The organism is Angustibacter speluncae (genome assembly GCF_054777815.1).
Genome location: NZ_BAAHAF010000155.1, coordinates 21164 through 38989, shown reverse-complemented (window position 1 = coordinate 38989; position 17826 = coordinate 21164). Strand labels below are relative to the sequence as shown.

At 72.3% G+C, this 17826-nt stretch carries 16 protein-coding genes; 5 read left to right on the top strand and 11 right to left on the bottom strand.

Annotated features, from left to right (window positions below; all coding sequences use genetic code 11):
• Positions 1 to 165: 165 nt before the first annotated feature.
• From ACYVKY_RS17475 to ACYVKY_RS17450, 6 genes are all read right to left on the bottom strand, one after another.
• Entirely contained in the window at positions 166 to 1035 is an 870-nt protein-coding gene (locus ACYVKY_RS17475; protein WP_460436259.1) for a sugar phosphate isomerase/epimerase family protein, read from the bottom strand.
• 4 nt (positions 1036 to 1039) lie between these two features.
• Entirely contained in the window at positions 1040 to 2266 is a 1227-nt protein-coding gene (locus tag ACYVKY_RS17470) for a type 1 periplasmic-binding domain-containing protein (protein WP_460436258.1), read from the bottom strand.
• A 107-nt stretch (positions 2267 to 2373) separates the two neighbouring features.
• Positions 2374 to 3393: an ABC transporter permease gene (locus ACYVKY_RS17465; protein ID WP_460436257.1), complete on the bottom strand. Its 1020-nt coding sequence runs from the start codon at positions 3391 to 3393 to the stop codon at positions 2374 to 2376.
• On the bottom strand, positions 3390 to 4475 hold the full coding sequence (locus ACYVKY_RS17460) for an ABC transporter permease (protein WP_460436256.1): 1086 nt from the start codon (positions 4473 to 4475) through the stop codon (positions 3390 to 3392). Before ACYVKY_RS17460 ends, ACYVKY_RS17465 begins: the two co-directional genes overlap by 4 nt.
• Entirely contained in the window at positions 4472 to 5932 is a 1461-nt protein-coding gene (locus tag ACYVKY_RS17455) for a sugar ABC transporter ATP-binding protein (protein WP_460436300.1), read from the bottom strand. The genes ACYVKY_RS17460 and ACYVKY_RS17455 overlap by 4 nt, the downstream gene beginning before the upstream one ends.
• A gap of 76 nt (positions 5933 to 6008) precedes the next feature.
• Positions 6009 to 7145, bottom strand: a complete 1137-nt coding sequence (locus tag ACYVKY_RS17450) for a Gfo/Idh/MocA family protein (protein ID WP_460436255.1) — start codon at positions 7143 to 7145, stop codon at positions 6009 to 6011.
• Between the two features lie 108 nt (positions 7146 to 7253).
• Here ACYVKY_RS17450 and ACYVKY_RS17445 point away from each other — a divergent pair, with 108 nt between their 5' ends.
• From ACYVKY_RS17445 to ACYVKY_RS17435, 3 genes are all read left to right on the top strand, one after another.
• Positions 7254 to 8456, top strand: coding sequence for an ROK family transcriptional regulator (locus ACYVKY_RS17445; protein ID WP_460436254.1), 1203 nt, complete (start codon positions 7254 to 7256; stop codon positions 8454 to 8456).
• Between the two features lie 69 nt (positions 8457 to 8525).
• A complete protein-coding gene (locus ACYVKY_RS17440) occupies positions 8526 to 9203 on the top strand; it encodes a metallophosphoesterase family protein (RefSeq protein ID WP_460436253.1) in 678 nt (225 codons plus the stop codon).
• A complete protein-coding gene (locus ACYVKY_RS17435; RefSeq protein ID WP_460436252.1) occupies positions 9193 to 10038 on the top strand; it encodes a chromosome partitioning protein ParB in 846 nt (281 codons plus the stop codon). The genes ACYVKY_RS17440 and ACYVKY_RS17435 overlap by 11 nt, the downstream gene beginning before the upstream one ends.
• Before the next feature lie 27 nt (positions 10039 to 10065).
• Here ACYVKY_RS17435 and ACYVKY_RS17430 read toward each other — a convergent pair whose 3' ends face one another.
• From ACYVKY_RS17430 to ACYVKY_RS17410, 5 genes are all read right to left on the bottom strand, one after another.
• Entirely contained in the window at positions 10066 to 11262 is a 1197-nt protein-coding gene (locus ACYVKY_RS17430) for an ABC transporter ATP-binding protein (RefSeq protein ID WP_460436251.1), read from the bottom strand.
• A 44-nt stretch (positions 11263 to 11306) separates the two neighbouring features.
• Positions 11307 to 12140, bottom strand: a complete 834-nt coding sequence (locus ACYVKY_RS17425) for a carbohydrate ABC transporter permease (protein ID WP_460436250.1) — start codon at positions 12138 to 12140, stop codon at positions 11307 to 11309.
• 3 nt (positions 12141 to 12143) lie between these two features.
• A complete protein-coding gene (locus tag ACYVKY_RS17420) occupies positions 12144 to 13103 on the bottom strand; it encodes a carbohydrate ABC transporter permease (protein WP_460436249.1) in 960 nt (319 codons plus the stop codon).
• Positions 13100 to 14368 (bottom strand): ABC transporter substrate-binding protein, encoded by a 1269-nt coding sequence (locus ACYVKY_RS17415; protein ID WP_460436248.1) that lies wholly within the window; start codon positions 14366 to 14368, stop codon positions 13100 to 13102. Before ACYVKY_RS17415 ends, ACYVKY_RS17420 begins: the two co-directional genes overlap by 4 nt.
• A gap of 251 nt (positions 14369 to 14619) precedes the next feature.
• Positions 14620 to 16026 carry an LVIVD repeat-containing protein gene (locus tag ACYVKY_RS17410; protein ID WP_460436247.1) on the bottom strand — a complete coding sequence of 469 codons (1407 nt, stop codon included), beginning with the start codon at positions 16024 to 16026 and terminating at the stop codon, positions 14620 to 14622.
• A gap of 180 nt (positions 16027 to 16206) precedes the next feature.
• Here ACYVKY_RS17410 and ACYVKY_RS17405 point away from each other — a divergent pair, with 180 nt between their 5' ends.
• Together ACYVKY_RS17405 and ACYVKY_RS17400 are read left to right on the top strand one after the other, a co-directional pair.
• Positions 16207 to 16902, top strand: a complete 696-nt coding sequence (locus tag ACYVKY_RS17405; protein WP_460436246.1) for a DUF305 domain-containing protein — start codon at positions 16207 to 16209, stop codon at positions 16900 to 16902.
• Positions 16899 to 17819, top strand: coding sequence for an aminoglycoside phosphotransferase family protein (locus tag ACYVKY_RS17400; RefSeq protein ID WP_460436245.1), 921 nt, complete (start codon positions 16899 to 16901; stop codon positions 17817 to 17819). Before ACYVKY_RS17405 ends, ACYVKY_RS17400 begins: the two co-directional genes overlap by 4 nt.
• Positions 17820 to 17826: the final 7 nt, after the last annotated feature.

The following is a 17826-nucleotide window of genomic DNA, read 5'->3' as shown; positions in this document are numbered from 1 at the left end:
GCGGCCGGCTCGGGACAGGGCCGGGATCATCGGTGCGTGCCTCCTGGGTAGGTCCCTGCGTCGCAGGGGCTTTCGGATCGTCGTCGATTCGTCAGGGAGGTCAGGCGGCGTGCCGGCGCCGGCGGGGTGGTCGGTGGGTCGGGGACGGGGTTCGGGGACCGGTGGTCAGGCGGCGGGCTGCACCTCCCGGAGGAACTGCAGGCCGCTGCGGGCCAGGTCGTCCTGGCTCGTCGCCAGCGGGCGCCAGATCGAGGCGGCCGTGGCGATGGCGTCGTTGTGGGCGGTGAAGGACTCGATGCACAGCGGGCCGTCGTAGCCCGTGACGTCGAGCGCGCGCAGGATCGCCGGCCAGTCGAGGTGGTCGGCGCCCGGTGCCCCGCGGTCGTTGGCGCAGACCTGCACACCGGCGACGTGGGAACCGGCGAGGGCGACGGCCTCGGGCACCGACCGCTCCTCGATGTTCTGGTGGTAGGTGTCGAGCAGGAGGCCGCAGCCGGGGCCGAGCAGCGGCCCGAGAGCCTCGAGCGCCTGCGCGACGGTGTTGAGCACGCTGGTCTCGTAGCGGTTCAGCGGCTCGACGGCGATCGTGACGCCGGCGGCCGCGGCGTGCTCGACGACCGGCGCCAGGTTCGTGCGCAGCTCGTCGTACACCCCGGCGCGCTCGGCGTCCGTCATCCGCCAGGTGCGCCCGACGGACGCGTAGGCGGGGCCGCCGACGACGCGGGCACCGACGGTGCCCGCGACGTCGACGCAGTGCCGCAGGTAGTCCTGCGTCGACCGCACCGTCGCGGCGTCAGCAGCCACCAGCTCGCGACCCGGTGAGGTCACCAGGCACGTGGTGGCGCCGAGTCCGTTGTCGTCGAGGACCTTCCGGGCGAGCTGGGGGTCCCAGTCGCCGGGGTTCTCGACGGGCAGCTCCAGGACGTCGAACCCCATGCCGGCGACCCGCGGTGCGAGGTCGAGCAGGGTGCTGTCGTCGAGGGGCGAGGCCCAGACCCAGGTGCTGACGCCGAGACGGCGCGGTCGGTCGCTCATGAGGTCAGCGGTTCTCCCAGACCGTCGGGAAGCCCGGGAGGTCCTCGCCGCCGAACTTGGCGTAGTGCAGGCTCGGCATGTCCTTGTTGCGGTCGAGGAAGTCGTCACGGTCCTCCGCCGTGATCGGCTCCTGCGGCAGCACCCACTCCTTCGGCACCTGCTGGCCGGCCCAGATCTGCTGCGCGGCCAGGATCGGCGTGCGCCACTGGAAGTTGGAGTAGACCAGGGAGATCGCGGTCATGTCGGTCTCCTGCCACTTGCGCATGAAGCTGAGCTCGTCCTCGCCGGCGAACACCGGGTAGTCCTTGCCCGCGTCCTCGAACGCCTCGACGGCCGCGACGGCGCCGTCACCGGCGTCCATCCAGATGCCGTCGACGTCGCCGCGCTGCAGGTACTGCGTGACGATGTCCTTGATCTGCGCGCCGTCACCACCGGTGAACTCGGCACCCACGACCTCGAGCTCGGAGTCCTCGAAGATGCGGGACGCCGCGGCCCAGCGGTTCTCGAGCACGTCGACGCCCGGGAGGATGCGCAGCGCCAGCACCTTGTCGCCCGGCTCCAGGTTCTCGACCAGGAACTCGGCGCCGTCGGCACCGTACGCGTAGCCACCGATCGGGTGGATGAACGTGGTGGCGCAGTCGGTGTTCACGCCGCGGTCGAACACGATGACCGGGACGCCGCTGGCGCACGCCGCCTCGACGGCCGGCGTCAGGGTGGCGGTGGTCGACGGGGAGATGACGATCGCGCCGCAGTCGCCGGCGTCGATGAAGGCCTGGATGTCGGAGATCTGCTTGTTGTCGTCGTCGGCCGCGTCGGACACGCGGAACTCGCCGATGACGCCCTCCGACTGCAGGACCTTGACCTGCTCCTGCATCGTGATCCAGCCCGTGACGCGCCACGGGTTGGAGATCGAGGCGTTGGAGAAGCACAGGGTCTGGGCGCCGGTCTTGGCGAACGCCGCGGTGTCGACCATCTCGGGCTCGATGGCCTGCAGCCAGGGGGTCTCGGCGTCGCCCTCGGGCTCGACGTCGCGCTGGGCGAGCTGGGTGTCGTAGTCGGCCTGGACGAAGAAGCTGTCGTCCACCGCCATGCCCTCGCCGCCGGCCTCGCCGCCGCCGCCTTCGCTCTCGGAGCCGCTGACGGTCTCCGTGGGGGTGTCGGTCGTGCAGGCCGCCAGGGCCAGCACGCTCGCGGCCGCCGCCGCGAGGATGAGGTGTCGTCCTCGACGCATCATGTGCCTTTCTCGATCGAGCCCGGGGTGGGCCGACGGTCTGTGTGGTGTGGAGGGACGTGCGGGCTGGGGGCGGGCCGTCGACCGCGGGCGGTCGGGCCCGACGGCTACCCGGGTGCCTCCGCGGGTGCGGCCGGTGCGACCGGGGTGCCCGCGCCGCGCCGGCGGCGCAGGCCGGTGAGCTGGGTGGCCGACAGCGCGACGGCGGCGATGATGATCGCGCCCTGCACCGCGGGCCGCGCCGTGGACGGCAGGCCCAGCTGGTTGAACAGCGTGAAGAGCGCCTCGAGCAGCAGCCCGCCGCCCATCGCGGCGGTGACGTAGCCCGCGCCGCCGCCGAGGGCGACGCCGCCGAGCACCACCGCGGTGATCGCGGTGAACTCCAGCCCGGTGCCGACCTGCGCGGTGACGCCCGCGTACCCGGCGATGAGGACGGCGGCCACGGTGGCGAGGAAGCCCGACATCACGAAGGCGGCGGTGCGCACCAGCGCCACCCGGATGCCGCTGAACGCCGCGGAGACCGGGTTGTCGCCGACCGCGAGCAGGGTGCGGCCGAACGGCGAGCGCATGAGCACCACGACCGCGGTGCCGACGGCGACCATGACGAACAGCGCCCACGGCACCTGGGTGCCGGCGACCTCGAAGCCGCCGCGGCCGGCCTGCCGGAACGTCTCGGTGAGCGCACCGGTGGGTGCGCCGCCCGTCCAGAGCCGGATGGCGCCGTACAGCACCAGCATCATCCCGAGCGTCGTGATGAAGGACGGCACCTTGAGCAGCGTGGTGACCAGGCCGTTCACCAGCCCGACCAGCAGGCCGAAGCCGAGCATCAGCAGCAGCACCGGGACGGTCATCGACTCCTCGCCGTCGATGAGCTTGGCGGCGATCACGACCTGCGCGCCGACCAGCGAGCCCACGGACAGGTCGAACTCGCCGCTGACGATGACGAGGTACTGGCCCGCGGCCAGCACCACGAGGGGCGCGGCCTTCTTCACGAACGCGAACAGCGAGCCCGGCTCCGCGAAGGAGGGGTTGATCGCGAACACGATGCCGAAGACGACGACCAGCAGCAGCGCGACGGTGGCGGTGCCGCCCGACACGAGGGAGCGTGCGAGGTCCTTGCCGTTCACGGTCGCACCTCCTCGAGCTGCTTGGGTCCGGGTCCTGGATCGGGCGGCGGCGCCGGTGGGGCGGTGCCGCGTCCTGGCCGGAACCTCGCCCGCGACGACAGCGGGTCGATCTGGCGCCGGGCGTAGATCGCGACGGCGGCGACGATGACGACGCCGCGCAGCACGTCCTTGAAGAACGGGTCGACGCCGAGCACGTTGAAGACGGTGTCGAGCACCGCGAGGATCAGGACGCCGCCGACGGTGCCGGCGATCGCGCCGCGGCCGCCCATCAGCAGCGTGCCGCCGAGCACCACCGCCGCGATCGAGTCGAGGTCGTAGCCCTGCGTGTAGACCTGGGCGCTGCCGGTGCCGAACCGCGAGGCGATGAGCAGCCCCGCGACGCCGGCCATCACCGAGCACAGCACGTGCGCGAGGACGACCGAGCGACCGGTGCGGACGCCGGACAGCCGCGCCACCTCGTCGTTCCCGCCCACCGCGAACATGTGGTAGCCGGCCTTGCTGCGCTGCAGGACGACGTACACCAGCACGGCGGCGACCAGCATGACCGCCGTCGACAGCGGGACGATCGACAGGCGCATGTAGCCGAACAGCTGGAACGACTCGGGCACCGAGCCGGCCGGGCCCTTGTAGGTGGTGTCGAGGTAGGCCTTCAGCAGCAGACCGGTGCCCAGCGTGGCGATGAAGGCGTTCACCTTGAGCCCGGTGATGACCAGTCCGTTGAACAGGCCGACACCCGCGGACACCGCGAGGGCTGCCAGCACCCCCGGCACCACCATCGCGGGGTCGCCGTCCATCGTGGTGGCGGCGACCAGGCTCGACAGCGCCGCGACGTACCCGACCGACAGGTCGAGCGAGCGGCAGACGATCACCAGCGTCTGCCCGATCGCGATGAAACCCAGCAGGCTGGAACGGGTCAGGGTGTCGACGACGTTCGCCGAGCTCAGCAGGTTGCCACCGTTGACCGCCACCAGGACGGCGGAGACGACGATGATGCCCAGCAGAGACAGCCAGACGATCGCGGTGGTGGTGAGCCGGAACCCGCCGACCCTGCGGGTGCGGGCCGGAGGGGCCGCGGCGCTCACGGGTGGCTCCCGGTGGCCAGGTGCATGATGTCCTCCTCGCCGGCGCCGGCCGGCAGCTCGCCGGCGACGCGGCCCTCGTGCAGCACCACGATCCGGTCGGCCATGCCGATCAGCTCGGGCAGCTCGCTGGAGATGACCAGCTGCGCGACGCCCTGGTGGGCGAGCTCGCGCATCAGCTCGTAGACGGCCCGCTTCGCGCCCACGTCGATGCCGCGGGTGGGCTCGTCGAGCAGCATCACGGCGGGGTCGGTGACCAGCCACTTCGCCAGCACGACCTTCTGCTGGTTGCCGCCGGACAGGTACCGCACCTGCTGGCCGAGCCCGCGCGAGGTGAGCTCCAGCGAGCTGAGCACGTTCGGCACCCGCCGGGCCGCCTTGGCCGACGAACCGGGCAGCACGGCGTCGAGGACGACGCGCGCGTTCGCCAGGATCGACTGCCGCAGCGCGAGTCCCTGCGCCTTGCGGTCCTCGGTGACGAGCGCCAGCTTCGCGCGGACGGCCGCCCGCGCCGACCGCAGCCGCACCGGCTTCCCGTCGACCAGCACCTGGCCGCGCGTGAACGGCTCGATGCCGAACAGCGCGTGCGCGATCTCGGTGCGACCGCTGCCCTGCAGGCCCGCCAGACCGACGATCTCGCCCGCCCGCACCTGCAGGTCGACGCCGTCGAGCTGCAGGTTCCCCCCACCGCGGATCTCGAGCCGGACGTCGCCGACGGTCGTGCCCTCGGGCTTGTCCGGGAAGAAGGCCGAGATCGAGCGTCCCACCATCGCCCGCACCAGCGAGTCGGTGGTCAGGTCGCCGATGTCGCTGGTGGTGACCAGCGCGCCGTCCTTGAGGACGGTGACGCGGTCGCACAGGTCGAAGATCTCGCGCAGCCGGTGCGACACGTAGAGGATCGCGACGCCGCGGGCGCTCAGGGTGCGCACGACGCCGTAGAGCATCTCGACCTCGGCGTCCGACAGCGCCGCGGTCGGCTCGTCCATCGAGATGATCCGCGCCTGCTGCGAGAGCGCCTTGACGATCTCGACCACCTGCTGCTGCGCGACCGACAGCGAGCCGACCCGGGTGCGGGGCGAGAAGCCGCCCACGCCGAGGTCGTCCATGATCGCGGTGGTCTCGCGCACCATCCGGGCGCCGTCGACGAGCCCGCGACGGCGCGGCTCGCGCCCGAGGAAGACGTTCTCGGCGACGCTGCGCTCGGGCAGCAGGTTGAACTCCTGGAACACGGTGGAGATGCCGGCCGCCTGCGCCTGGAGCGGGTGGTCGAAGTGCACCTCGCGCCCCTCGACCTCGACCGACCCCGCGTCGGCGCGGTGCACGCCGGCGAGGATCTTCATCAGCGTCGACTTGCCGGCGCCGTTCTCGCCGACCAGCGCGTGCACCTCGCCGCGGCGCAGCTCGAGGTCGACGCCCTTCAGCACCTCGTTGCCCAGGAACGACTTCCGCACGCCGCTCATGCGCACGACGACCTCGCCGGGCGTGGCGGGCGGCCCGGCGTCGCCGGACGCGCCCGCCGCGGGCTCCTTGGTGAGCTCAGCCACCGCGGACCACCTCCGTCCAGGCGCCGGCGGACGTGGCCGAGCGCAGCACCGCGTCGACGACCGCCGCCGACCGCGCGCCGTCGGCGAAGCGGGGCAGCCCCTCCGGCTCGGCACCCGCGAGCGCGGCGTAGGTGTCGGCGACGAACGCGTCGAAGCAGTCCTGGTAGCCCTGGGCGTGGCCCGAGGGCAGCCGGCTGAGCCGGGCGGCGTCGGGGCTCGCGGCGTCGGGGTCGCGCACCAGCAGCTGCGAGCCCGCGCGCCGGCCGGCCCACAGCAGCTCCGGCTGCTCCTGGTCGAACGCGAACGAGGTGTCGGTGCCGTTGACCTCGAGGTGCAGCCGGTTCTTGCGCCCGGCGGCGACCTGGCTGACGACCAGGGTGCCGAGCACGCCCGCGGCGGTCTCGAACTGCACGGTGACGACGTCCTCGGTGCTGACCTCGCGACCGCCGCGCCGCGGGAGCACGGTCGAGGTGCGCGCCGACAGCTGCGCGATGCGGTCGCCGGTGACGAACTCCATCAGGTCGCACCAGTGCGAGCCGATGTCGCCGAACGCACGCGACAGCCCGCCGCGCGCCGGGTCGACGCGCCAGTTCTCGTCGCTGCCCGAGGCGAGCCAGTCCTGCAGGTAGCTGCCGTGCAGGGAGCTCACGCGTCCCGCCTCCCCGGCCGCCACCCGGGCCCGCGCCTCGCGGACCATCGGGTGGAAGCGGTAGACGAAGGGCACGGTCGCGGTGCAACCGGACGCGGCCTCGTGCATCGCCTGCGCGTCGGCCAGGGTCGTGGCGAGCGGCTTCTCGCACACGACGGCGCGGCCGGACGCCAGCACCTGCAGCGCGAACGGCGCGTGGGTGTCGTTGGGGGTGCAGACGTGGACGACGTCGACGTCGGCCTCGGCGAGCAGCTGGTCGAGGTCGGCGTAGCCGCGGCGGGCACCGAGCGCCGCGGCGGCGCCGGCACCGGACGCCGGGCTCGACCCGACGACGCCGACGAGGTCGGCGCCGGACACCAGGGCGGCGCGGGCGTGCACCCGCGCCATGAACCCGGTACCCACGATGCCCACCCGCGGGCCGCGGACGGATCGGTCCGCCGCGTCACCGCGGGGTGCTTCCTGGAGGGGCGTCGTCGCCATGTCGAGGAACCTAGGGACACTTTCGCCGGTGGTCAAGCAAAAGTTCGGTAACGACGAGATCGAAGTCGTGACGTGACGACAGGAAGTCCCCTGTGCTTGACTGCGCGCATGTCGTCCGCCTCGGGGGCCGGTGCCGCCGGATCGGGTGCACTCCTCCATCTGCTGCGCGACGGCAGCACGTGGACCCGGGCGCAGATCATCGAGGCCACGGGCCTGGCCCGTTCGACCGTCGGGGTCCGCCTCGACCACCTGCTCGAGCTCGGGCTCATCGTCCCCGTCGCCGAGTCCGTCTCCACCGGCGGGCGCCCGCCGACCCGGTTCCGCTTCAACCCCGGCGCGATGGTCGCGATCGGCGCCGACGTCGGCGCCACCCACGCCCGCCTCGCCGTCACCGACCTCGACGGCACGGTGCTGGCCGAGCACGCCGAGGAGATCGTCGTGGCCGACGGCCCGGTGCCGGTGCTGCGCTGGCTCGTGCGGCGCAGCAAGGCGCTGCTGCGCGAGACCGGGCGCGCGCCGCACGAGCTGCTCGGCGTGGGCATCGGGCTCCCCGGCCCGGTCGAGCACTCCACCGGACGCCCCACGAACCCGCCGATCATGCCCGGCTGGGACGGCTTCGACGTGCCCGGCACGGTGGGCAGCGGCCTCGACTGCCCCGTCCTGGTCGACAACGACGTGAACGTGATGGCGCTGGGCGAGAAGGTGCTCGGCGAGCGCGCCGGCACCGGCGCGCGGCTCGACGACATGGTCTTCGTCAAGGTCGCCACCGGTATCGGTGCCGGCATCGTCAGCGGCGGGCGGCTGCAGCGCGGTGCGCAGGGTGCCGCCGGCGACCTCGGGCACGTGCAGGCGCCGCACGGCGGCGAGGCGCTGTGCCGCTGCGGCAACACCGGCTGCCTCGAGGCGATCGCGTCCGGTCCCGCCGTCGCGGCGAGGCTCACCGCAGAGGGCACCCCCGCGGCCGACGGGCGCGCCGTCGTCGACCTCGTCCGCGCCGGCAACCTCCCGGCGACCCGGGCGCTGCGCCAGGCCGGCCGGGACCTCGGCGAGGTGCTCGCCTCGGCGGTGAGCCTGCTGAACCCCTCGACGATCGTGGTGGGCGGGCTGATGGTCGAGGGCGGGGAGTCCCTGCTGGCCGGCGTCCGCGAGATCGTCTACGCCCGCTCGCTGCCGCTGGCCACCGGCGACCTGCGCATCGTCCCGTCGACCGCCGGCCCGCTGGCCGGCGTCATCGGCGCGGCGATGATGGTCGTCGAGTCGCTGCTGTCGGTGGAGCAGGTCGACCTGCGGCTCGCCGAGCACCGCGCCTGACCCGCCCCACCCGAGCCACCGCGGCCGACCCGGGGTGACACGCCGCGCGGCGGCGAGCAGACTCGGGGCGTGGTCCGCGTCCTGGCCGTCGCCGACGAGGTCGACGAGCGCCTCTCCGGTGCCCGCGCCCGCGCGCTCGCGCCCGACCTCGTCGTGTCGGCGGGCGACCTGCCGTGGCACTTCCTCGAGGAGCTGGCCGACCACCTGGACGTGCCCGTGGTCTTCGTCCCCGGCAACCACGACCCCGAGGTCGCGTCCGGGCGCTGGCACCGCAGCGGCATGTTCCTGCGCGCCGGGCTGCCGGTCGACGCGCCGCGGCCGCACGGGTGCACCGGCGTCGACGGCGAGGTGGTCGAGGTCGCGGGCCTGCGGGTGGCCGGCCTCGGCGGCTGCGTCCGCTACCGCCCGGGCCCGAACCAGTACACCCAGGCCGAGCACGGACGTCGTGCGGCGCGGCTGGTCCGGCGGGTCGAGCGGCTGCAGCGTCGCGAGGGCGGCGGCCTCGACCTGCTGCTCACCCACGCTCCCCCGCTCGGGCTGGGCGACGAGGAGGACCGGCCGCACGTGGGCGTCGAGGCGCTGCACGGCGTGATCGAGCGGCTGCGGCCGACGTGGCACCTGCACGGCCACATCCACCCGTACGGCCAGCCACGTCCCGACCGCCGGCTCGGCCGCACCACGATCCGGAACGTGGTGCCGTACAAGGTGTTCGAGGTCGAACCGCGCGAGGTGGCCCGTGCCTCGTGACACCGGTTTCCCCCGCGCCGACGCCGAGGCCGACTTCCTGCGCGCCCGTCGGCACCAGGTGGCCGCCGGGCTCGCCGCCCGGGTCCGGGGGCGGGCCGACGGCGACCGGGTGCCGCTGTCGTTCCAGGAGGTGGTCGACGCGCTCGGCCGGGTCACCGAGGAGGCGCTCGGCACCCGGGTGATCCCGGTCGACCGGATCGTCGGGTCGGTCGACAAGGTCCGCGAGTTCGACCCGCAGTTCCGTCCGCGCTCGGGCCGCAGCCGCCAGCGGTGGGAGCGCATCGCCGAGGCCGCGCGCCGCGGGGAGCCGCTGCCGCCGATCGACGTGTACCAGGTGGGCGACATGTACTTCGTCCGCGACGGGCACCACCGGGTGTCGGTGCACCGCAGCCTCGGGCTGCGCGAGATCGAGGCGGACGTGCGCCGCGTCGTCACGGTGGTCGGCGCCGACGACATCCGCTCGCAGTCGGACCTGTCGGCCAAGGAGCTGCGGCGCATCCTGCTGCAGCGGGTGCCGCTGCCCAAGCCGCAGCGCGGGCAGGTGCGGCTCACCGACCCCGAGGACAACCACCGGCTGGCCGAGATGGTCGAGGCGTGGGCGGCGCGGCTGATGTTCGACGAGGGCGTGCTGCTCGACCGGCAGACCGCGGCCCGGCGCTGGTTCGAGGAGGAGTTCGCGCCCGTGACCGGCCTGATCGAGGAGGGCAACCTGGCCGAGCGCGGCGAGACGCCCGCCGACTCCTACCTGCGGGTGGCGCACGACCGCTACTCGGTGTTCCGCCGCCACGTCTGGGACGACGAGGTGGTGGCGACGCTGCGGGGCCGGCGCCGCTGACGGCACCGGCCCCGCGCGTCGTCGCGGTCAGACCGCCTTGGCGGTCTGCTCCGAGGACTCCTGCGGCACCAGGTTCTCGCCCGACTGGACGTCGAACACCTGCACCTTGCTGGGGTCGAACCACAGCTGGGTGGTGTCGCCTCGACGCACCCTCGACGCGGCGTCGAGCCGGGCGGTGATCGACGTGCCGTCGGTGTGCATGTCGTTGCCGGTGTCCTTGGCGAGGTCGTCGAGGTCGGCGCTGTGCGGCCCGTCGCCCTTGACCGTGAAGTAGGCGTACACGTCCGAGCCCATCGCCTCGACGATGTCGATCGTGGCCTCGAAGGTCGCGCCGGGCTTGTCGCCCACCAGCGAGGCGTCCTCGAAGTGCTCGGGCCGGATGCCGAGGACGACGTCGCCGGAGCTCTTCGACGCCTCGACCGCCTGCCGCACGCGGTCGGGCAGCTGCACCTCGCCGATCGCGGTGCGCACGCCGCCGCCGGTGAGGGTGCCCGGCAGGAAGTTCATCGAGGGGCTGCCGATGAACCCGGCGACGAACAGGTTCGTCGGGTGGTCGTACAGGTGCGCCGGCGAGCCGACCTGCTGCACCACACCGCCGCGCATCACGACGACCCGGTCGCCGAGGGTCATCGCCTCGGTCTGGTCGTGCGTGACGTAGAGCGTGGTGGTGCCGAGCGTCTTCTGGATACGGGCCACCTGGGTGCGCATCTGCACCCGCAGCTTCGCGTCGAGGTTCGACAGCGGCTCGTCCATCAGGAACGCCTTGGGCTGGCGCACGATCGCGCGTCCCATCGCGACCCGCTGGCGCTGGCCGCCGGACAGGTTCGAGGGCTTGCGGTCGAGGTGGGCGGTGAGCTCGAGCATCTCGGCCGCCTCCTTGACCTTGGAGGCGATGGTGCCCTTGTCGACGCCGGCGAGCTTGAGCGGGAAGCCCATGTTCTCGCCGACGGTCATGTGCGGGTACAGCGCGTAGGACTGGAACACCATGGCGATGTCGCGGTCCTTGGGCGCCTTGTCGTTGACCACCTGCCCGTCGATGCGCAGCTCGCCGGCGGTGATGTCCTCGAGCCCGGCCACCATGTTCAGGGTGGTGGACTTCCCGCAGCCCGAGGGGCCGACCAGGATGATGAACTCGCCGTCGGCGATGGTCAGGTTGAGGTTGTCGACGGCCAGCGCGCCGTCGGGGTAGCGCTTGACCACGTTGTCCAGGACGATCTCGGCCACGTCGGGCTCCTCTTGTCTGTGAGTGCTGAGGGCGGTCGCGGGCGTCAGCCCTTGACGGCACCCGAGGTGAGGCCGGCGACGATCCGGCGCTGGAACAGCAGGACGAAGATCACGATCGGGATCGTGATGACGACGGCCGCCGCAGCGACCGGACCGGTGGGCTTCTCGAAGGTGGTGGCGCCGGTGAAGTAGCTCATCGCCGCCGGGACGGTGCGCGACGCCGACGTCGACGTCAGCGAGATCGCGAACAGGAAGTCGTTCCAGCAGGAGATGAACACCAGGATGGCGGTGGTGAACACGCCCGGCATCGCCAGCGGCGTGATCACCTGCCGGAAGGCCTGGAACGGCGTGGCGCCGTCCATCTTCGCCGCCTTCTCGAGCTCCCACGGGATCTCGCGGAAGAACGCCGACAGCGTGTAGATCGCCAGCGGCAGCGCGAAGGTGATGTAGGGGATGATCAGGCCGAGCCAGGTGTCGAAGAGCCCCAGCGCGGTCTCGATCTTGAACAGCGGCGTCACCAGGGCGATCTGGGGGAACATCGAGATCAGCAGCGACAGCGCCACGATGGTGCGCTTGCCGGGGAAGTCGAGCCGGGCGATGGCGTACGCCGCCATGGTGCCCAGCACGATCGCGATGCCGGTGGCGATCAGGCAGATGCCGATCGAGTTGATCAGCGCCCGGATGAAGTCGGTGTTGCCGAAGATCGACACGTAGTTCTCGGTCGACGGCGACACCGGCAGGAACTTGCCGTCGTTGAGCGTCGCGTCGTCCTTGAGCGACAGCGACACGATCCAGATCACCGGTACGAACGCGTAGAGCAGGACGACGGCGTTGACGCCCCACCAGATCGCCTTGCGACGCGTGGTCTCGTTCTGCACGGCCTAGCGCCTCCCCTCCGCGTCGGCCCCCGGCGCCGCGGCGCCGAAGAGCTTGATGAACAGGAACGCGATGATCGCGATCGTGATGAAGATCAGGACCGACATCGTCGACCCGATGCCGAGGTTCAGACCGCGGATCAGGTTGTTGTAGGCCACCACCGACACCGAGCTGGTCTCGTTGGCGCCGCTGGTCAGCACGAAGATGTTGTCGAAGATGCGGAACGCGTCGAGGGTGCGGAAGAGCAGCGCCACCAGGATCGACGGCTTGATCAGCGGCACGGTGACCGCCCAGAACCGCTTCCACGCCGACGCGCCGTCCATCGACGCCGCCTTGAGCAGGTCCTCGGGCACCAGGGCCAGGCCCGCCATGAGCAGCAGCGCCATGAACGGCACCGTCTTCCAGACCTCGGCCAGGATGATGATCCAGATCGAGGGCCAGAACTCGGTGAGCGGGGCGTTGCTGCCGGCGAGCCAGCCGAGGTCCTGGGTCCAGGCGAAGCGCCACGAGAACGCCGCCACGACGGTGACGATGGCGTACGGGACCAGGGCCGAGGTGCGCACCAGCCCGCGCCCCACGATCGTGCGGTGCATGACGATCGCGAGGAGCATGCCGAGCACGAGCTCGAGCGCGGCTCCCACGACCGTCAGGAACATGGTGACGCCGAACGCCTTCCACCAGATGGGGCTCGACAGCACGGTCACGTAGTTCTCGAACCAGATGAACTCGTTGGCGTCGGGCTGGCGGAGGTCGGCGCGGTTCAGCGACAGCCAGAAGGCGTAGACGATCGGGTACGCGGTGACGGCCAGCATGAGCACGACGGCCGGGGCGCACAGCAGCATGCCCAGCCGACGCTCGGCCTTCTTGCCCTCGCTGTGCCGCTTGCGGGCGATCTCGGCGGTGCGGTCGTCACCCTGCACCGCCTCCTCGACCGCCGCGGCCGCCGGTGTGGCGGGACTGGTCACGGCAGGATCCCCTTTCCGTCGATCGCGTCCTGGATGGCGCTGCGCAGCTGCTCGGCCGACGCCTCCGGGTCGATGTCCTGCGGCGGTGACAACGTCGTCGACACGATCGTCGAGATGTTCTGGTAGACCGGCGTGACCGGGCGCGGCGTCGCGTTCTCGAGCTCGAGGAGCATCGCCTCGTACATCGGGTAGGCCTCCTGGAACTCGGCCTCCTCGAACACGGTCGTGTTGACCGGCGGGTCACCGGCTGCCAGCGCGGTCTCGAGCTGGTGCTCGGGCGAGCGCAGGCACATGGCCGCCTCGAACGTCTCGTCCGGGTGCTCGCTGTAGGCGCTGATCGCGTAGTTCATGCCGCCGAGGGTGACGGTGGGGTCACCGCCGTCGACGGTGGGGAACGGCGCGAACCCGAGGTCGTTCGCGACCTCCTCGTTCGCGCCGCGCATCGCGCTGAGCACGTAGGGCCAGTTCAGCGCGAACGCCGACGTGCCGTTCTGCAGGCCCGCGAACACCTCCGGCTCCTGCGCGTTCGACAGCGACGCGCTGGTGAGGCCGGAGTCGGACAGCTGCTGCAGCAGCGTCAACGCCTGCACCACCTTGTCGTCGATCGTCGCCTCGGTGCTGTCCTCGTTGACGAGGGTGCCGCCGTAGGCGTTCACCATGTTGTTGACGTTGACGACGTAGCCCTCGTACTGGGCTGCGGTGAAGCCGATCTCGTACGGCTCGCCGGCGTCCTTGAGCTCCTGCGACATCTGCATGAGCTCGTCCCACGTCTGCGGCGGCTCGGACACCAGCGACTTGCGGTACCAGAGCAGCTGCACGTTGGTGTGCTTCGGGATGCCGTAGAGCTTGTCCTTCCACCGGGCGGTCTCGATGGTCGGCTCGAGGGTGTCGGCCGTGGCCTCGGCGGCCTGCTCCTCGGTGAGCTCGTTGATCCACCCCGCCTCGGCGAACTCGGCCGTCCACGTGACGTCCATGCCCAGCAGGTCCATGCCGGAGTCCTGGGCCGCGAGGCGGCGCACGAACTGCTCGCGCTGGCCGTCGGCGTCGCTCGGCAGCAGGTTGCCGACGATGCGGTAGCGACCCTCCGCCTCGTCGTTGCAGGCCTGGATGATCTTGTCGAAGTCGACGGCGCTGGCGCCGCCGTAGAGGTTGATGACGATGCCGCCGTCGTCGCCGCTCGAGCACGCGGCGAGCGGCGTGACCAGCGCGAGGGCGGCGACCGCGGCCGACCACCTCCGCCGGCGTACGGTGCGTGGGCTCCTCATGGGACCTCCTCGGGCCAGGGGCGTACGGCCGGCGGGGACTGGCGCAGGGGAGCGAGAACCCTCCGTCGGGTGATCCGACCCTGCCAGAAGTCGACGAAAGCCGCGAGACTTGACATCCGGCGACCGGAGGGGGAGGGGTCCGGACGCGTCCGAGGGGTGGTCCGCGGATGCCGAAGGCCCCGCCGCGCGGTGCGCGACGGGGCCCTCGGACGGTGCGGCGCAGGCGTTTCCGCGCCGGTGGTGCCTGCGGCCTACGGCTCGGCGTAGACCGGCTGGGTCTGCACGTTCAGCTCGGCGAACTGGACGTTCTTGGCCTTGTTGAACGGCTGCCCGGTGAGTTTGAGGACGTCGAAGCCCTTGCCCAGGTCGGAGCTGTAGATCAGGCCGTTGTACCAGTACGCCGACCAGGTGCCGCCGCCCGTGGTGTCACCCGCGGGCACCGGGCCCCGCTCCCAGAACGCCAGCTCGACCGGGTTCGAGGAGTCGGTGAAGTCCCACACCGAGATGCCGCCCATGTACCAGGACTGCACCATGATGTCGCGGCCCGGCACCGGGATCAGCGAGCCGTTGTGGGCCACGCAGTTCTCGGTCTCGGCGTTGACGCGCGGGATCTTGTAGTAGCTCTTGAACACCAGCTGGCGGTCGAGTCCGGTGCCCTCGATGTCGTAGATCCCGTCGGCGCCGCGGGTGTTCGGGATGCTCGCCAGGCAGGTGGCCGCGCCGCCGCCGCCGAGCTCGTCGGTGAACACGACCTTGGTGCCGTCGTTGTTGAACGTCGCCGAGTGCCAGAACGCGAAGTTCGCGTCGTCCTGCACGCGGTCGATCTCGCGGAACACGGCCGGGTTCGACAGGTCCCACAGCACGCCGTCGCCCATGCACGCACCGGCCGCGAGCTTCTTGCTCGGGAAGACGGTGATGTCGTGGCAGCCGCTGGTGGCGCGGGTGCGCTCGAGCGGCGGGGTGTCGGCCGGGTCGCCCGGGTTGCCGCCGTCCTTGAACAGCACCGGCTCGGCGACGACCGCGGCCTGCTGCGGGGTGCGCCGGTCGACCTGGATGATCGAGATCTTGTCGTGCGGCGCCTGGCAGTCGACGGCCGTGGCGCTGATGTCGTACGACGACACGTACACCCAGACCTTGTTCTTGCCCTGCGGGTTGATCGTCAGGGTGTGCGAGCCGCAGTCGGTCTCGACGGCCTTGACGTACTGGGGGCGGGACGGGTTGGAGATGTCGAAGATCTTCACGCCCTCCCAGTAGTTCGCCGGGTCGGAGCTCGACGTGCTGGAGCAGGAGTCGTCGGTGCGCCGCGAGTCGGTGGCGAGGAACAGCAGGTTGCCGCTCACGGACACGTCGTTCTGCGAGCCCGGGCAGAGCACCTCGGCGACGATCTTGGGCCGGTTCTTGCTGATGTCCCAGACGCGGAAGCCGTTGTAGTTGCCCTGGAAGGCGTAGGAGCCCTGGAAGGCGAGGTCGGAGTTGGTGGCGTCGAGCGGCGCCGACTTCGGCGTGTTCGACACCAGGGACATGTTCTGGCTCGAGCGGATCTCGTCCGGGCCGGGGATGCCCGTACCGGCGACCGCCGGGGTGGCAGCGAGGGCGAGCGCGCCCGCACAGGCGATCGCGGTCAGCAGGCGACGACGGCCTGCCGCACGTTCGTGCATGGGGTTTCCTCCGAGGTGACGTGGGCAGGACCGGGGACCCCTGCCCGGGGGGTGCGTCCACCCTGGCCCCGGTTGTCGGTTTTGACAAGGTTCGCCGTGAGAATGATCGTGATCGCTCACGGGTCCGCCGTCGAGGGCGGACCGACCCGGAGCCAGGAGGCTGGTGCGAGGATGAGCCGCGTGCACCCCCACCGCAGGACCGCCCGCGCCCTGGCCGGTGCGTCCGCAGCGCTCGCGGTGGCGCTCCTCGCCGGCTGCGGCGCGGACGAGCCCGAGCGGGTCGTCGGCGAGAACGTCCTGCAGCCCGGGCGCCCGGGTGAGGAGGCGACCGTGCTCGAGCCGGGCACCACGCTGCCCCCGAGCGAGGACCCCTACGCCGAGTCCGACGTCGCCTTCCTGGTGCAGATGATCCCGCACCACGCCCAGGCGCTCGAGATGGCGCAGCTGGCCCCTGGCCGCGCGCAGGACCCGCGTGTGGTGGGCATGGCCTCGCGCATCGCCGACGTGCAGCAGCTCGAGATCGACGTGTACGAGCGCTGGCTGGCCGACAAAGGCCTGGCCCCCGACGGCCGACCCACCGGTCGCGCCGGGGGCGGGGGCGGCGAGCACGGCCACGGCGACGTCGACACGACGGCGATGCCCGGCATGGCGAGCGAGGCCGACCTGGCCGCGCTCGAGGCCGCCCAGGGCACCGAGTTCGACCGCACCTGGCTGCGGCTGATGATCGCCCACCACGAGGGTGCGCTCGCCATGGCGGAGGAGCGCGAGGCCACGGGCACCAACATCCGGGTCGGCGAGCTCGCGGCCGACGTGGTCGTCACCCAGCTCGACGAGATCACCACGATGCAGGCCGTGCTCGACGAGCTCGGCGGGTGACGGCGTCCCTCCAGGTGCCGGAGGCGTTGCGGCGCAACGCCGTCCAGGTGTGGGGTGAGCGCGGCCGGGCGTGGCTCGACGACCTCCCCCACCTCGTCGACGACCTCGCCCGCCGGTGGGGCCTCGAGATCGGTGCCCCCTACGTCCTGTCGTTCCACTGGGTGGCGCCGTGCCGGCGCCGCGACGGCTCGGCCGCCGTGCTCAAGCTCGGCGTGCCGGGCGAGGCGCACCTCGCCCGCGAGGCCGCCGTGCTCGGTCGCTGGGACGGGCGCGGGGCCGTCCGGCTGCTCGACCTCGACGCCGACCGCGGCGCCCTGCTGCTCGAGCGGGCCGACCCGGGGACCCTCGCGGCCGAGCTGGTCCCCCACGACGACGAGGCGGCCACCCGGGCCCTGCTGCAGGTGGCGCGGCGCCTGCACGAGGCCGACCCCGCCGGGCTCGACCTGCGCGACATCGCGTCCGAGCGCGCCTCGCTCGACGCCCACCTGCGCACCCACGGCGAAGCCGACCCGCTGCCGCCCGGGCAGGTGGCCCTGGCGGCCGCGCTGCTGGACGAGCTGAGCGCGAGCCGCTCGCGGGTCGTGCTGCTGCACGGCGACCTCCACCACGACAACGTGCTGCGGCACGGCTCCCGCGAGGCGGGGTGGGCGGCGATCGACCCGCACGGCTGGGTCGGCGACCCCGGCTTCGAGGTCGGGCCCCTGCTGTACAACCCGATCGCGTCCGACCCCGCGCTGCTGGTGCGGCTGCTGCCGCGCCGGCTGGAGGTCGCGGCCGAGGTGCTGGGCGAGCCGCTCGACCGGCTCCGGGCGTGGGGCTTCGTCGCGGCGGTCGTCTCCCAGGTGTGGAGCTGTGAGGACGGCGGGGCACCGGAGGGGGCGCCCGGCGCCGTCGCCGAGGCCCTCACCCCGCGCTGACCGGGCC

Excerpts from the sequence above, each read along its gene's own strand:
- ACYVKY_RS17475 (WP_460436259.1), bottom strand. The coding sequence starts at position 1,035 with ATGAGCGACCGACCGCGCCGTCTCGGCGTCAGCACCTGGGTCTGGGCC.
- ACYVKY_RS17470 (WP_460436258.1), bottom strand. The coding sequence starts at position 2,266 with ATGCGTCGAGGACGACACCTCATCCTCGCGGCGGCGGCCGCGAGCGTG.
- ACYVKY_RS17455 (WP_460436300.1), bottom strand. The coding sequence starts at position 5,932 with ATGAGCGGCGTGCGGAAGTCGTTCCTGGGCAACGAGGTGCTGAAGGGC.
- ACYVKY_RS17450 (WP_460436255.1), bottom strand. The coding sequence starts at position 7,145 with ATGGCGACGACGCCCCTCCAGGAAGCACCCCGCGGTGACGCGGCGGAC.
- ACYVKY_RS17445 (WP_460436254.1), top strand. The coding sequence starts at position 7,254 with ATGTCGTCCGCCTCGGGGGCCGGTGCCGCCGGATCGGGTGCACTCCTC.
- ACYVKY_RS17415 (WP_460436248.1), bottom strand. The coding sequence starts at position 14,368 with ATGAGGAGCCCACGCACCGTACGCCGGCGGAGGTGGTCGGCCGCGGTC.
- ACYVKY_RS17410 (WP_460436247.1), bottom strand. The coding sequence starts at position 16,026 with ATGCACGAACGTGCGGCAGGCCGTCGTCGCCTGCTGACCGCGATCGCC.